16 protein-coding genes are annotated in these 14,191 nt (G+C 66.2%); 4 read left to right on the top strand and 12 right to left on the bottom strand.

The genetic code is table 11. The annotated features are described in order from the left end of the window. Positions 1-32: 32 nt before the first annotated feature. From prfB to WT97_RS26260, 3 genes are all read left to right on the top strand, one after another. Positions 33-1,137 (top strand): peptide chain release factor 2 gene (gene prfB / locus WT97_RS33560; RefSeq protein WP_108041952.1). Its coding sequence is split into 2 segments (ribosomal slippage): positions 33-113 and positions 115-1,137, totalling 1,104 coding nucleotides; the frame shifts between segments, so codons are not numbered across the junction. A 73-nt stretch (positions 1,138-1,210) separates the two neighbouring features. Next, positions 1,211-2,737, top strand: coding sequence for a lysine--tRNA ligase (lysS, locus tag WT97_RS26265; RefSeq protein WP_059790490.1), 1,527 nt, complete (start codon positions 1,211-1,213; stop codon positions 2,735-2,737). Positions 2,738-3,082: 345 nt separating this feature from the next. Continuing rightward, the gene (locus WT97_RS26260) at positions 3,083-3,811 is read left to right on the top strand and encodes a glycine zipper 2TM domain-containing protein (protein WP_060034456.1); all 729 of its coding nucleotides are present in this window, start codon (positions 3,083-3,085) and stop codon (positions 3,809-3,811) included. A gap of 153 nt (positions 3,812-3,964) precedes the next feature. On the opposite strand, the gene iscX is transcribed toward WT97_RS26260, so the two are convergent. The 12 genes from iscX to WT97_RS26200 form a co-directional block, all read right to left on the bottom strand. Further along, positions 3,965-4,174 carry a Fe-S cluster assembly protein IscX gene (iscX, locus tag WT97_RS26255; RefSeq protein ID WP_059505763.1) on the bottom strand — a complete coding sequence of 70 codons (210 nt, stop codon included), beginning with the start codon at positions 4,172-4,174 and terminating at the stop codon, positions 3,965-3,967. A gap of 19 nt (positions 4,175-4,193) precedes the next feature. Next, complete coding sequence (gene fdx, locus WT97_RS26250) at positions 4,194-4,535, bottom strand: ISC system 2Fe-2S type ferredoxin (RefSeq protein WP_059506086.1); 342 nt, start codon at positions 4,533-4,535, stop codon at positions 4,194-4,196. A gap of 88 nt (positions 4,536-4,623) precedes the next feature. Then, entirely contained in the window at positions 4,624-6,492 is a 1,869-nt protein-coding gene (hscA, locus tag WT97_RS26245; protein WP_060354665.1) for a Fe-S protein assembly chaperone HscA, read from the bottom strand. Between the two features lie 54 nt (positions 6,493-6,546). Next, positions 6,547-7,074, bottom strand: a complete 528-nt coding sequence (hscB, locus tag WT97_RS26240; protein ID WP_059506084.1) for a Fe-S protein assembly co-chaperone HscB — start codon at positions 7,072-7,074, stop codon at positions 6,547-6,549. A gap of 96 nt (positions 7,075-7,170) precedes the next feature. Continuing rightward, the gene (gene iscA, locus WT97_RS26235) at positions 7,171-7,494 is read right to left on the bottom strand and encodes an iron-sulfur cluster assembly protein IscA (RefSeq protein WP_011885413.1); all 324 of its coding nucleotides are present in this window, start codon (positions 7,492-7,494) and stop codon (positions 7,171-7,173) included. 67 nt (positions 7,495-7,561) lie between these two features. Further along, positions 7,562-7,969 carry a Fe-S cluster assembly scaffold IscU gene (gene iscU / locus WT97_RS26230; RefSeq protein WP_006478389.1) on the bottom strand — a complete coding sequence of 136 codons (408 nt, stop codon included), beginning with the start codon at positions 7,967-7,969 and terminating at the stop codon, positions 7,562-7,564. A gap of 67 nt (positions 7,970-8,036) precedes the next feature. Continuing rightward, positions 8,037-9,260, bottom strand: coding sequence for an IscS subfamily cysteine desulfurase (locus WT97_RS26225; protein WP_059505759.1), 1,224 nt, complete (start codon positions 9,258-9,260; stop codon positions 8,037-8,039). A gap of 64 nt (positions 9,261-9,324) precedes the next feature. Beyond that, entirely contained in the window at positions 9,325-9,864 is a 540-nt protein-coding gene (gene iscR / locus WT97_RS26220; RefSeq protein WP_009691731.1) for a Fe-S cluster assembly transcriptional regulator IscR, read from the bottom strand. Between the two features lie 114 nt (positions 9,865-9,978). Beyond that, positions 9,979-10,461: a low molecular weight protein-tyrosine-phosphatase gene (locus WT97_RS26215; protein ID WP_059505757.1), complete on the bottom strand. Its 483-nt coding sequence runs from the start codon at positions 10,459-10,461 to the stop codon at positions 9,979-9,981. Positions 10,462-10,556: 95 nt separating this feature from the next. Further along, on the bottom strand, positions 10,557-10,784 hold the full coding sequence (locus tag WT97_RS26210; RefSeq protein WP_034207755.1) for a hypothetical protein: 228 nt from the start codon (positions 10,782-10,784) through the stop codon (positions 10,557-10,559). A gap of 128 nt (positions 10,785-10,912) precedes the next feature. Beyond that, entirely contained in the window at positions 10,913-12,325 is a 1,413-nt protein-coding gene (locus WT97_RS26205) for a lactate utilization protein B (RefSeq protein ID WP_060354664.1), read from the bottom strand. A 35-nt stretch (positions 12,326-12,360) separates the two neighbouring features. Continuing rightward, on the bottom strand, positions 12,361-13,083 hold the full coding sequence (locus tag WT97_RS26200; protein ID WP_060354663.1) for a (Fe-S)-binding protein: 723 nt from the start codon (positions 13,081-13,083) through the stop codon (positions 12,361-12,363). A gap of 183 nt (positions 13,084-13,266) precedes the next feature. On the opposite strand from WT97_RS26200, the gene WT97_RS26195 reads away from it, so the two are divergent. Next, entirely contained in the window at positions 13,267-14,076 is an 810-nt protein-coding gene (locus WT97_RS26195) for an IclR family transcriptional regulator (RefSeq protein WP_060354662.1), read from the top strand. Positions 14,077-14,191 lie beyond the last annotated feature (115 nt).

Here is a 14,191-nt window from a genome sequence, read left to right as displayed (position 1 = left end):
GCTTTTTTACGAAGCCGGAACAGCGAACGATCATGGAAGCGGAACGTCTCAACGCGATCGAAAGCTCCCTGCTCGACCTGCGCAATCGCGCGGGCGAGCTTCGGGGGTATCTTTGACTACGACGCCAAAGCTGCGCGTCTGACCGAAGTCAACAAGGAACTCGAAGACCCGAACGTCTGGAACGATTCGAAGAACGCCCAGGCGCTCGGCCGCGAGAAGAAGCTGCTCGAAGGCGTCGTCATGACGCTCACCGCGCTCGATAGCGACCTGCGCGACGCGCTCGACCTGTTCGAGCTGGCACGCGAGGAAGGCGACGAGGATACGCTGCTCGCGTCGGAGGAAGACGCCGCGAAGCTCGAAGCGCGCGTCGGCGACATCGAGTTCCGCCGGATGTTCTCGAACCCGGCCGATCCGAACAACTGCTTCATCGACATCCAGGCCGGCGCCGGCGGCACCGAGGCATGCGACTGGGCGTCGATGCTGCTGCGCCAGTACCTGCGCTACTGCGAACGCAAGGGCTTCAAGGCCGAAGTCCTCGAAGAATCCGACGGCGACGTCGCCGGCATCAAGAACGCGACGGTCAAGGTCACGGGCGAATACGCATACGGCTTCCTGCGTACCGAAACGGGCATCCACCGCCTCGTGCGCAAGTCGCCGTTCGACTCGTCGGGCGGCCGCCACACGTCGTTCTCGTCGGTATTCGTCTATCCGGAAATCGACGACTCCATCGAAGTCGAGATCAACCCGGCGGACCTGCGCATCGACACGTACCGCGCCTCGGGCGCGGGCGGCCAGCACATCAACAAGACCGACTCGGCGGTGCGGATCACGCACATGCCGACGGGGATCGTCGTGCAGTGCCAGAACGACCGCTCGCAGCACCGCAACCGCGCCGAAGCGATGGCGATGCTGAAGTCGCGCCTGTACGAAGTCGAAATGCGCAAGCGCCAGGCCGAGCAGGACAAGCTCGAATCGAGCAAGACCGATGTGGGCTGGGGCCACCAGATCCGCTCGTACGTGCTCGACCAGAGCCGCGTGAAGGACCTGCGCACGAACGTCGAAATGAGCAACACGCGGGCGGTGCTCGACGGCGACCTCGACGACTTCATCAGCGCGAGCCTGAAACAGGGCGTGTAAGCGCCGCGGCGCGGCCTGCCCGCGCCGCCCTTTCCGTTCGCGTTGCCGCACCCCACTCCGAATTCCGACCATCATGACCGAATCGACCCAAACGCAGCCCGCCGTCACGGCGGACGACAACCAGATCATCGCCGAGCGCCGCGAGAAGCTGCGCGCGTTGCGCGAGCAAGGCGTCGCCTATCCGAACGACTTCCGGCCCGAGCACCACGCAGCCGACCTGCAGGCCAAATTCGCCGATTCGGACAAGGCCGCGCTCGAAGCGAACCCGGTCGAGGTGTCGGTGGCCGGCCGCATGATGCTCAAGCGCGTGATGGGCAAGGCGAGCTTCGCGACGGTGCAGGACGGGTCGGGCCAGATCCAGTTCTTCGTGACGCCGAACGACGTCGGCGCCGACACCTACGACGCGTTCAAGAAGTGGGACCTCGGCGACATCGTCGCCGCGCGCGGCGTGCTGTTCCGCACCAACAAGGGCGAGCTGTCGGTCCAGTGCAAGGAGCTGCGCCTGCTGGCGAAGGCGCTGCGGCCGCTGCCGGACAAGTTCCACGGCCTGTCCGACCAGGAAATGCGCTACCGCCAGCGCTACGTCGACCTGATCGTCACGCCGGAAACGCGCGACACGTTCCGCGCCCGCACGAAGACGATCGCGTCGATCCGCAAGTTCATGGACAACGCCGACTTCATGGAAGTCGAGACGCCGATGCTGCACCCGATCCCGGGCGGCGCGGCCGCGAAGCCGTTCGTCACGCATCACAATGCGCTCGACATGCAGATGTTCCTGCGCATCGCGCCGGAGCTGTACCTGAAGCGCCTGATCGTCGGCGGCTTCGAGCGCGTGTTCGAGATCAACCGCAATTTCCGGAATGAAGGCGTGTCGCCGCGTCACAACCCGGAATTCACGATGATGGAGTTCTACGCCGCGTACACCGACTACCGCTGGCTGATGGACTTCACCGAGCAACTGATCCGCCAGGCGGCGATCGATGCGCTCGGCACCGCGACGATCCAGTACCAGGGCCGCGAGCTCGACCTCGCGAAGCCGTTCCATCGCCTGACGATCACTCAGGCAATCCAGAAGTACGCACCGAACTACACCGACGGCCAGCTGTCGGATGACGCGTTCCTGCGTACCGAACTGAAGCGCCTGGGCGTCGACGTGTCGCAGCCGGCGTTCCTGAACGCAGGCATCGGCGCATTGCAGCTCGCGCTGTTCGAGGAAACGGCCGAAGCGCAGCTGTGGGAACCGACGTTCATCATCGACTACCCGGTCGAGGTGTCGCCGCTCGCGCGCGCATCGGATACGGTGCCGGGCATCACCGAGCGTTTCGAGCTGTTCATGACCGGCCGCGAGATCGCGAACGGCTTCTCGGAGCTGAACGACCCGGAAGACCAGGCCGCGCGCTTCAAGAAGCAGGTCGAGCAAAAGGATGCGGGCGACGAGGAAGCGATGTTCTTCGACGCCGACTACATCCGCGCGCTCGAATACGGGATGCCTCCGACGGGCGGCTGCGGGATCGGCATCGACCGTCTCGTGATGCTGCTGACCGACAGCCCGACGATTCGCGACGTGCTGCTGTTCCCGCATCTGCGCCGCGAAGACTGACGCCGTGCCCCCGTATGCGCCGCGCTACGCGGTGCATACGGATCGGCTTTGTAACCGCGCGTAAATCCTGCCTGCCGGCGTTCGCCGGCTTTCGCTCCTCCCCCGTTTTATTCCCTCGTCGCGCCGGCCTTCTCCGGGTTTTCCCGATAGCGCCCGCCGCGCCCGTGCTGCAATTCGTTACACCTTGATACGGCGCGCCGCTTGGCCGTGGACGACACTCCTGTTGCGTCACCACGCATGACCACGGGACCAGAACGAGGCGCCGGAACGCCAAGTCTGCTCGCTCCCGAGCGTGGGATCCTGCTCCGGCCAGTGTGCCGATCCGGATCGACATTGGAGAACAAAATGGACAACCAGAATCAGACCACGCCGCAAAAGCAACGCCTCCACCCGCTCATCGCCACCGCGGCCGGCGCCGTCATCGTCGCCAGCCTCGCGGCGACCGCAGCGATCACGGGCGTCTTCCCGAAGGCGAGCAGCAGCAACGAACAGAACGGTCAGACCCAGGCCGCGCTGATCGCGTCGCAGCCGGCCGTCGACACGGCCGCGGCCGCCAGCGCCGCACTGGCTGCGCAAGCGCAGCGGCAGGCAGCAGAACAGGCCGCCGCGCAGCAGAAGGCCGCCGTCGCGCAGGCCGAACCGAAGCCGGCGCCGCGCCCCGCTGCACCGCACCGCCGTCACGCGACCGCCCCGCAACCGCCGCAATACGCGCAGCAGCCGTCGGCGCCCGCGCAAACCTACTGCCAGAGCTGCGGCACGGTCGTCGCGATCACGCAGACGCGCACGCCGGGCCAGAGCTCGGGGATCGGCGCGGTGGGCGGCGCGGCCGCGGGCGGCCTGCTCGGCAATCAGTTCGGCCACGGCAACGGCCGCACCGCGATGACGATCATCGGCGCGCTGGGCGGCGGTCTCGCCGGCAACCAGGTCGAGAAGCAGGTCCGCGCGGAAACCGACTATCAGGTGCAAGTACAGATGGAAAGCGGCGCGACGCGCACGTTCACGTACCACAACCCGCCGCCGTTCGGCCAGGGCCAGCGCGTGCGGATCGAGAACGGCACGCTGGTCGGCGTGTAAGTACTTACCTGATCGCGCCATCGTCGGCGCCCCTGCCCGCACACCGTGCGCGGGCGGCTCGCCGAAAACGAAAACGGCTCGCGAGCAAACGCTCACGAGCCGTTTTTCATTCGCGCGGCGTGCACCGTTGCGGCGCACGCCGTGACCGGTCGGTCAGTCTTCGTCGTCGAAATCCGATTCGTCGATCCAGTGTGCCTGGATCGCCTCGAGGATCTTCTCGCCGGAGTGCGCGGGATCGTCGGCGAAGCCGTCGAGTTCGAGCACCCACTGGCGCAGATCGACGAAGTTGATCCGCTGCGGGTCGATGTCCGGATACTTGTCCGCCAGCGCAATGGCTATTTCACGCGAATCGGTCCATTTCATCGCCTGCCTCCGGTTCCTGTCAGTGATTTTCCTTCGCGTGGTTGATCGAGTACTTCGGAATCTCGACCACCAGGTCCGAATCTTCCTTCACGATCGCCTGGCACGACAGGCGCGACGTCGGCTCGAGGCCCCATGCCTTGTCCAGCAGATCGTCCTCGTCCTCCTCGGACGGCGTCAGTTCGTTGAAGCCTTCGCGGATCACCACGTGGCACGTCGTGCATGCGCACGACTTCTCGCATGCATGCTCGATCTCGATTCCGTGATCGAGCAGGTTGTCGCAGATACTCTTGCCGGGCGTCGCGTCGATCACTGCGCCATCCGGGCACAGTTCGACGTGAGGCAGCACCACCAGTTGAGGCATGTCCGTTCCGTCAGTCAGGGTGCGGCGCCATGCGCCGCACGGTTCATCGTCGCGCGGGCCGTTGCCGGCCGATGCGCGGTTCGTGGGTTCAGATCTCGTCGAGCCGGCGGCCCGACAGCGCACGCTTGATGCTCTTGTCCATCCGGCGCGCCGCGAATTCGTCGGTACCGTCGGCCAGCGCCTTGGTCGCCGCTTCGATCGCATTCGTGTCGTCGCCCTGCGCGAGCGCGCGCAACGCCGCGGCCAGCGCATCGACCCGCTCGCGCTCGCCGGCATCGAGCAGTTCGCCGTCGGCCGCCAGCGCGGCCTGCGTCGCCTCGAGCATCCGCTCGGCCTCGACCTGCGCTTCGCGCAGCGCGCGGGCACGCATGTCGATTTCGGCGGTCTTGAAACTGTCTTCCAGCATCTTCGCGATGTCGTCGTCGGCGAGGCCGTACGACGGTTTCACGACGACCGATGCCTCGACGCCGGACAACTGCTCGCGTGCAAACACCGACAGCAGGCCATCCGCGTCGACCTGATAGGTCACGCGAATGCGTGCGGCGCCCGCCGTCATCGGCGGAATGCCGCGCAGCTCGAAGCGCGCGAGCGACCGGCAGTCGGCGACGAGCTCGCGCTCGCCCTGCACGACGTGAATCGCCATCGCGGTCTGGCCGTCCTTGAAGGTCGTGAATTCCTGCGCACGCGCGATCGGAATCGTCGAGTTGCGCGGAATGATCTTCTCGACGAGGCCGCCCATCGTCTCGACACCGAGCGACAGCGGAATCACGTCGAGCAGCAGCCAGTCGTCGCCGGTACCGCGATTGCCCGCGAGCAGGTCGGCCTGGATCGCCGCGCCGAGCGCGACGACCTGATCCGGATCGAGGTTCACGAGCGGCAGCTGGCCGAAATACTTCGCGACCGCGTCGCGGATCACCGGCATGCGCGTCGCGCCGCCGACGAGCACGACGCCCTTGATGTCGGCCGGCGTGACCTGCGCATCGCGCAGCGCCTTGCGGGTCGGCGCGAGCGTGCGCTGCACGAGCGGCTCGACGAGCGACGCGAACGTGTCGTGCGAAATCGTCTGCACCAGATGCGCACCGCTCGACAGCGTCACGTCGAGCGCTGCCTGCGGCGCGGACGACAGCGCCTCCTTCAGCACGCGCACACGATCGAGCAGCAGGCGCACGTCTTCGGGCGCGAGCGTCTTCGCGTCGATACCGGCCTGCGCGAGCACGTGATCGAACAGCGCATGGTCGAAATCGTCGCCGCCGAGCGCCGAATCGCCGCCCGCTGCCAGCACTTCGAACACGCCCTTCGTCAGCTTCAGGATCGACAGGTCGAACGTGCCGCCGCCGAGGTCGTACACCGCGTAAAGGCCTTCGGCCGCGTTGTCGAGACCATAGGCGATCGCCGCGGCGGTCGGTTCGTTCAGCAGGCGCAGCACGTTGAGGCCCGCGAGACGCGCGGCATCCTTGGTCGCCTGGCGCTGCGCGTCGTCGAAGTACGCGGGCACCGTGATCACCGCGCCGACCAGCTCGTCGCCGAGCGAATCCTCGGCGCGATACCGCAGCGTCGCGAGAATTTCGGCCGATACTTCGACCGGGCTCTTCACGCCGTCGATCGTGCGGATCTGCACCATGCCCGGCGCATCGACGAATTCGTACGGCGCGTTCGCCGCGCCTTCGACTTCGGCCTTGCCGCGGCCCATGAAGCGCTTGACCGACACGATCGTGTTGCGCGGATCGGTCGCGGCCTGCTCCTTCGCTTCGTGGCCGATGCGGCGGCCGCCCTTCTCCAGGTAACGGACCACCGACGGCAGCAGCACGCGGCCCGCTTCGTCCGGCAGTACTTCAGGCACGCTGTTGCGCACGGCGGCGACGAGCGAGTTCGTCGTGCCGAGATCGATCCCGACGGCGAGCCGCCGCTGGTGCGGCGCCGGCGCCATGCCCGGTTCGGAAATTTGCAGTAAAGCCATCTTGGTTCGTTCGGGCGCTCGGCCCGTTTGCTGCGCGTGCCGCCAGGCACGCGGTTAAGTTTCGAGGCGCTCGATCTGCGCGCTCACTTCCGACGCGACCCGTTCGATGAACATCAGCTGACGCACGGCTTCCGCGGCGGCCTGATCGGCCCCGCTGTCGAGCAGCGTGCCGAGGCGCTCGACGCGCACGCGCTTCTCGTCGCGCAACTCGGCTAGCAATGCATCGAGCGCGTCGACGTTGCGGGCGGCCGCGGCATCCTCGATGCCCTCGCGCCACTCCATCTGCTGCATCAGGAATGCAGGCTCCATCGCGGTGTTGTTTTCCGCGCCGATGTCGACGCCGCGCAGCGACAGCAGATAGGACGCGCGCTTCAGCGGATCGCGCAGCGTGCGGTACGCCTCGTTCGCGCGGGTGGCCCATTGCATCGCGATGCGCTTTTGCGCGTCGCCGGCCGCCGCGAAGCGGTCAGGATGCACCTGCGTCTGCACCGTCCGGTAGGCGGCGTCGAGCGCCGTCTCGTCGAGCGCGAATTGCGCCGGCAGGTGAAACAGGTCGAAATGGCTGTCTTTCAGCGAAACCATCGTCGCGTTGAATTCCGGTTCGTCGCGCGGCAAACGCCGCACATTAAAAAGGCGGCCCGTGCCGCCTCTTGCCCGCATCGCGCGGAGGAAGCCGCGTCACACGCGGAACGATTCCCCGCACCCGCACTCGTCCTTCACGTTCGGGTTGTTGAACTTGAACCCTTCGTTCAGGCCTTCGCGGGCGAAGTCGAGCTCGGTGCCGTCGATATAGGCGAGGCTCTTCGGATCGACGACCACCTTCACGCCATGGCTCTCGAACACCTGATCCTCGGGAGCCAGCTCGTCGACATACTCGAGCTTGTACGCGAGCCCCGAGCACCCGGTCGTGCGAACGCCAAGCCGCAGGCCCACGCCCTTGCCGCGACGGACGAGGTATTTCTGGACGTGCTGTGCTGCTTTTTCGGTCAGTGTAATTGCCATGATGTCCTTGCCGCGGCGTGCCGCCGAGGCCCGCCGCGTTTCCTTCCCTAGCCGCTCTCGATGCCGCTCAGGCTGCTGCCTGATCGCTTTCCTTGGTGTCGTGGCGCTTCTTGTAGTCGGCCACGGCTGCCTTGATCGCGTCTTCCGCGAGGATCGAGCAGTGAATCTTCACCGGCGGCAGCGCGAGTTCCTCGGCGATCTGCGTGTTCTTGATCGACAGTGCCTCGTCGAGCGTCTTGCCCTTCACCCATTCGGTGACGAGCGAGCTCGATGCGATCGCCGAACCGCAACCGTAGGTCTTGAACTTCGCGTCTTCGATCACGCCGTCCGCGCCGACGCGGATCTGCAGCTTCATCACGTCGCCGCAAGCCGGCGCGCCGACCATGCCCGTGCCGACCGTGTCGTCGTCCTTCGCGAACGAACCGACGTTGCGCGGGTTTTCGTAGTGATCCAGAACCTTGTTGCTGTAAGACATGACTCAGACTCCTTGACTCGTTACGTCTGCGTGCGTCAATCCGCGCGCGGTTGCATTCAATGCGGTATCAGTGTGCGGCCCATTCGATCGTCGACAGATCGATGCCTTCCTGGTGCATTTCCCAGAGCGGCGACAGTTCGCGCAGCTTCGCGATCTTGCTGTTCAGCAGATCGATCACGAAGTCGACTTCCTGCTCCGTCGTGAAGCGGCCGACCGTGAAGCGGATCGAGCTGTGCGCGAGCTCGTCGTTGCGGCCGAGCGCACGCAGCACGTACGACGGCTCCAGCGACGCCGACGTGCACGCGGAACCCGACGACACCGCGACGTCCTTGATCGCCATGATCAGCGACTCGCCTTCGACGAAGTTGAAGCTGATGTTCAGGTTGTGCGGGACACGGTGATCCATGTCGCCGTTCACGTAGGTTTCCTCGATCTGCGACAGGCCGCGCAGCAGCTTGTCGCGCAGCATGCGGATGCGCTCGTTCTCGGTCGCCATTTCCTCGCGCGCGATGCGGAACGCTTCGCCCATGCCGACGATCTGATGCGTCGGCAGCGTGCCCGAGCGCATGCCGCGCTCGTGACCGCCGCCGTGCATCTGCGCTTCGATGCGCACGCGCGGCTTGCGACGCACGTACAACGCGCCGATACCCTTCGGGCCGTACGTCTTGTGCGCCGAGAACGACATCAGGTCGACCTTCAGCTTCGCGAGGTCGATCCCGACCTTGCCGGTCGACTGCGCGGCATCGACGTGGAACACGATGCCCTTCTCGCGGCAGATCTCGCCGATCGTCTCGATGTCCTGGATCACGCCGATCTCGTTGTTCACGTGCATCACCGACACGAGGATCGTGTCCGGCCGCAGCGCAGCCTTGAACACGTCGAGGTCGATCAGCCCGTCTTCCTTCACGTCGAGGTAGGTGACTTCGAAACCGTCCCGCTCGAGCTCGCGGCACGTGTCGAGCACGGCCTTGTGCTCGGTCTTCACCGTGACGATGTGCTTGCCCTTGCCCTTGTAGAAGTTCGCGGCGCCCTTGATCGCGAGGTTGTCCGACTCCGTGGCGCCCGACGTCCAGATGATTTCGCGCGGATCGGCGTTCACGAGTGCGGCCACCTGCTCGCGCGCTTCCTCGACTGCACGCTCCGCGTCCCAGCCATAGGCATGGCTACGCGACGCCGGGTTGCCGAACTGCTCGCGCAGGTACGGCACCATCTTGTCGACCACGCGCGGATCGACCGGCGTCGTCGCGCTGTAATCCATATAGATGGGCAGGTGGAGAGTCTCTTGGGTCATCTGTCGCTCCGGGTATTCTGTGCAGGGACTATGTGCGTTATGGGGTATGGCGGCGCCTTCGCGCTCACGAACTCGCGATGTTGAACACCGAATTGGGGCCGAGCGGCATCGTGCGCACGGGCTCGGCCGGTGCGGCGACGGGCTCCGGCGTGCGACGGTCGCGCAGCACCGCCGGGGCGCCCTCGCGTGCGCGCTGCTGATCGACGAGATCCTGCAGCGACACCGAATCGAGGTATTCGACCATTTTCTGGTTCAGCGTCGACCACAGCTCGTGCGTCATGCAATGGCCGTCGGGCTGCTTCGAGCCGTCGCACGTGCCTTTGCCGCCGCACTGCGTGGCGTCGAGCGGTTCGTCGACCGCGATGATGATGTCGGCAACGGTGACGTCCTGCGCGCGACGCGCGAGGTTGTAGCCGCCGCCCGGGCCGCGCACGGATTCGACGATTTCATGCCTGCGCAGCTTGCCGAACAGCTGTTCGAGATACGAGAGCGAAATCCGCTGGCGCTGGCTGATGCCTGCAAGCGTCACCGGGCCCTGCTCCTGGCGCAGCGCCAAGTCAATCATCGCCGTGACGGCGAAACGGCCTTTGGTGGTGAGTCTCATGGTGTCTAGGGGACTGCAATCTTGACGATTTTGGTCAAGTATAAATATTTGACGTTTTTAGTCAAGTATCCATGCCTTTGAAAGGGTATTCGCAAACCGCTGAATATTGCGCGGTCAGCGCGCCGTACGTGCGCGGAGCGTCTCCAGCAGGCCCGCGCAGGCGCGCTCGACCTGATCGAGCACCTGCTCGAAGCCCTGCGCGCCGCCGAAATACGGATCCGCCACTTCGGTTTCGGTCGCGCCCGGCGCGAACTCCATCAGCAGGCGCACCTTGTCGCGATGCTGCGGCGGGCAACGGCGGCGCAGTTCGGCGAGATTCGCTTCGTCCATCGCGAGCAGCAGGTCGAACCGCTCGAAATCCGCCGCGCTCACCTGTCGCGCGCGCAGCGCCGACAGATCGTAGCCGCGGCTCCGGGCGGCCGCCTGCGCACGCGAATCGGGCGGCTCGCCCACGTGCCAGTCGCCGGTGCCGGCCGAATCGATTGCAATCCGATCGGCCAGCGCGGCCGCGTCGACCTGGTGACGCATCACGCCCTCCGCAGTGGGCGAACGGCAGATATTGCCGAGACAGACGAAACAGATCGCAACGCGGGTCATCGCACTATCGGAAAGCCGCGGCGGACCGCGTGGGTGAAGAACGCGACATTATGGGGCCGAAATCGCGCCGTCGCGCGAAGCGACGGCGCCCTGCCTTACAGCGCCTTCGGCGCAGCGAGCGCAATGTCGCCGGACGCTGCCGGCAGCGGCTGCGCCGCGTCGCCGACCAGCCCGAACGATACCGCGCGCGCCAGCTCGGCGGACGCCTGGTGAACCGCGAGCGGGCCGCGCGACGGCGCACCGTCCATCGCATGCAGATAGGCAACCGCTGCCAGCGGAACCACGATTGCCAGCGGCCAGTACATCGATATTGTCTTTTTCATGATGCGGACCTCCTTGACCTCGTACCCCGAAACCCGATTCCGGGGACTACAGACGAGATTCTATAGATCGCATCTATCGAGATAAATATGCAAATAGCGAACGCACTGTTGCCGCCCGCTGAACAGTGTCAGCCGAGGTGGCTTTGCGACGCCGCGTACAACTCGCGGAACGTGCGCCCGGTCGGCGTCGGCATATCGCGCGTATTCATCCAGCCGCCCATCATCGGCAGGCGTCGCAGCGTGCCTGCATCGCCGCCCAGCCGCTCGAGAATGCGCACCGCGAGCTTCGTCGTCAGCGCATACAGCATCGGCCGCCGTGCGAAGAAGCCCCACGCGGCGAGCGCCGCCCGCTCGCGCCACGGCCGCAGGTGGCGCTCGACCTGCTTCTCGCGCAGCGTGCGCAACAGGTGCGACAACGGAATCCCGGCCGGGCATACGCTGTCGCATTCGCCGCACAGCGTCGCCGCCTGCGGCAGGTCGAGCGCGCGGTCGAGCCCGACGTAGCTCGGCGTCAGCACCGATCCCATCGGGCCCGGATAGACCCAGCCGTACGCATGACCGCCGACCTTCTGGTACACCGGGCAATGGTTCATGCACGCGCCGCAGCGGATGCAGCGCAGCATCTCCTGGAATTCGCCGCCGATCAGGCCGGTGCGGCCGCCGTCGACAAGCACCACGTAGTTGTGCTCGGGGCCGTCCTCATCGCCCGGCGCGCGCGGCCCGGTCAGCAGCGAGAAATAGTTCGACGTCTTCTGCCCTGTCGCGGAACGCGGCAGCAAGCGCATCGCGGTCGCGAGATCCTCGAGCGTCGGCAACACCTTCTCGATGCCCGTCACCGCGACGTGCACGCGCGGCATGACCGTGCACATGCCTTCGTTCCCTTCGTTCGTCACGATCGCGACCGAGCCCGTTTCCGCGATCACGAAGTTGCCGCCGGTCACGCCCATGTCGGCCGACATGAAATGCGGACGCAGCACCTCGCGCGCCTCGCGCGTCATGTCCGGAATCTCGGTGAGTCGCTCGCGCTGATGCGTACGCGCGAACAGATCGGCGATCTCGTCCTTGTCCTTGTGCACGACGGGCGCAATGATGTGGCTGGGCGGCTCGTTGTCGTTGATCTGCAGGATGTATTCGCCAAGGTCCGTCTCGATCGACTGCACGCCCATCTCGGCGAGCACCGCGTTCAGACGCATTTCCTCGGACACCATCGACTTGGTCTTGATGACCTTCTTCACATCGTGGCGGCGTGCGATGTCGGCCACGAGCCGGGCGGCGTCCGCGGTCGTTTCGGCGAACAGCACCGTCGTGCCGCGCCGCGTCGCCTCGCGCTCGAACGCCTCGAGCCACACGTCGAGATTTTCCAGCGCACGGTCGCGGCGCGCCTTGAGCGCGGCGCGCGTGGCCGGGAAGTCGATCATGGTCATCGCATCGGCGCGTGCGGACACGAACTTCGTCGACAGCTTCTTCAGGTTCTGCTGCAGGCGCTGGTCGGCCAGCTTCTGGCCGGCGCGCGCCTTGAAATGCATCGATTGGACTTGCATCGCGGTATCGGGGGAAAAGTGAGCGGAGCCGGGTGTCAGACGTCGCCCGCCAGCACCTGCGCGACGTGCAGCACGCGCGTGTCGCGGTCGCCGGTGCGGCGCAACCGCCCTTCGATGTTCAGCATGCAGCCGAGATCGCCGAGCACGACAGCGCCCGCGCCGGACGCGCGCACGTTCGCGCATTTCTCGTCCGCGATGGCCGCCGAGATGTCACCGTACTTGACCGCGAACGTACCGCCGAAGCCGCAGCAATGCTCGCAGTCCTTCATCTCGGTGACGGTCACGCCGCGCTGCGCGAGCAGCGCGCGCGGCTGCGCCTTCACGCCGAGCTCGCGCAGGCCCGAGCACGCGTCGTGATAGGTGACCGGGCCGGCGAATTCGCCCGGCGCGAGCGACACCTTCGCGACGTTCGCGAGGAAATCGGTCAGTTCGTGGACTTTCTGCTGGAACCGCACGTAGCGCCCCATCAGCTCGGGATCGTCGCGGAACAGGCCGCCGTAGTGCGCACGGATCATCCCGCCGCACGAACCCGACGGCGCGACGACGTAATCGAACTGCTCGAACTCGCGCAGCGTCTTTTCCGCGAGGTCGCGCGCGAGCGCGCGGTCGCCCGAGTTGTAGGCCGGCTGACCGCAGCAGGTCTGCGTGGGCGGCACGATCACTTCGTAGCCGGCGTCGCGAATCAGCTTGAGCGCCGAAAAACCGATTTCGGGGCGCATCAGGTCAACCAGGCAGGTCACGAACAAACCGACTCGCATACGTGCTCCTTCGAGAAAACGGCCCTCATTATCCGACGTTTGGCCGGCAAGACCAACGCCGGCCTGCGCGCAAGCCCGCAGCGCGCGAAGCGAGGACTTCCTCGAACGGCGTTCGCTTTTTTCACGATACGAGATACAATCGATCCAACACCGCTTGACGCGTCAACTGATTCCTCCCCCGACATGAGCCAACTCACCCCGGATTCAAAAACGTCGATCCAGGTGATCGAACGCATGATGCGGCTGCTGGACGCGCTCGCCGCGCACAGTGACCCCGTCAGCCTGAAGGAACTCGCGCAGCGCACCGAGCTGCACCCGTCGACCGCGCACCGCATCCTCAACGACATGGTGACTTGCCGCCTCGTCGACCGCTCCGATCCCGGCACCTACCGCCTCGGCATGCGGCTGCTCGAGCTCGGCAATCTCGTGAAGGCGCGCCTGTCGGTGCGCGACGCGGCGCTGATGCCGATGCGCGAGCTGCACCGCCTCACCGGGCAAACCGTGAACCTGTCGGTACGCCAGGGCGACGAGATCGTCTACATCGAGCGCGCGTACTCGGAGCGCTCGGGGATGCAGGTTGTCCGCGCGATCGGCGGCCGCGCACCGCTGCACCTCACGTCGGTCGGCAAGCTGTTCCTCGCGGCCGACGAAACGTCACGCGTGCGTGCCTATGCGACGCGCACGGGGCTGTCCGGCCATACCCAGAACAGCATCACCGATATCGCGAAGCTCGAGCGCGAACTGACCCTCGTCCGCCAGCAATCGTGCGCACGCGACAACGAGGAGCTCGAACTCGGCGTGCGCTGTATCGCGGCCGGCATCTACGACGATTCGGGCAAGCTCGTCGCGGGCCTGTCGCTGTCGGCACCGGCCGACCGCCTGCAGGATGCGTGGCTCGGCCAGTTGAGCCGGACAGCGCTCACCATCTCGGAATCGCTCGGCTACCGGCCGGCGCCCGCGAAGGACATGGACGCGCTGCAGCGGCAGGCGTAAGCGGCGCCATCGACCCGCTTCCGACTCCGGTTTCACCGGATCGGGATAGGGGCGGTCAGAGAGTCTGACCGATCCCCTCCCACACCACCCGGCATGCGGGTCCGCACCGGGCGGT

The organism is Burkholderia sp. MSMB1459WGS (assembly GCF_001534535.1).
In the GTDB taxonomy this organism is placed as follows: Bacteria; Pseudomonadota; Gammaproteobacteria; order Burkholderiales; family Burkholderiaceae; genus Burkholderia.
This window is presented reverse-complemented; position numbering and strand designations above follow the sequence as displayed.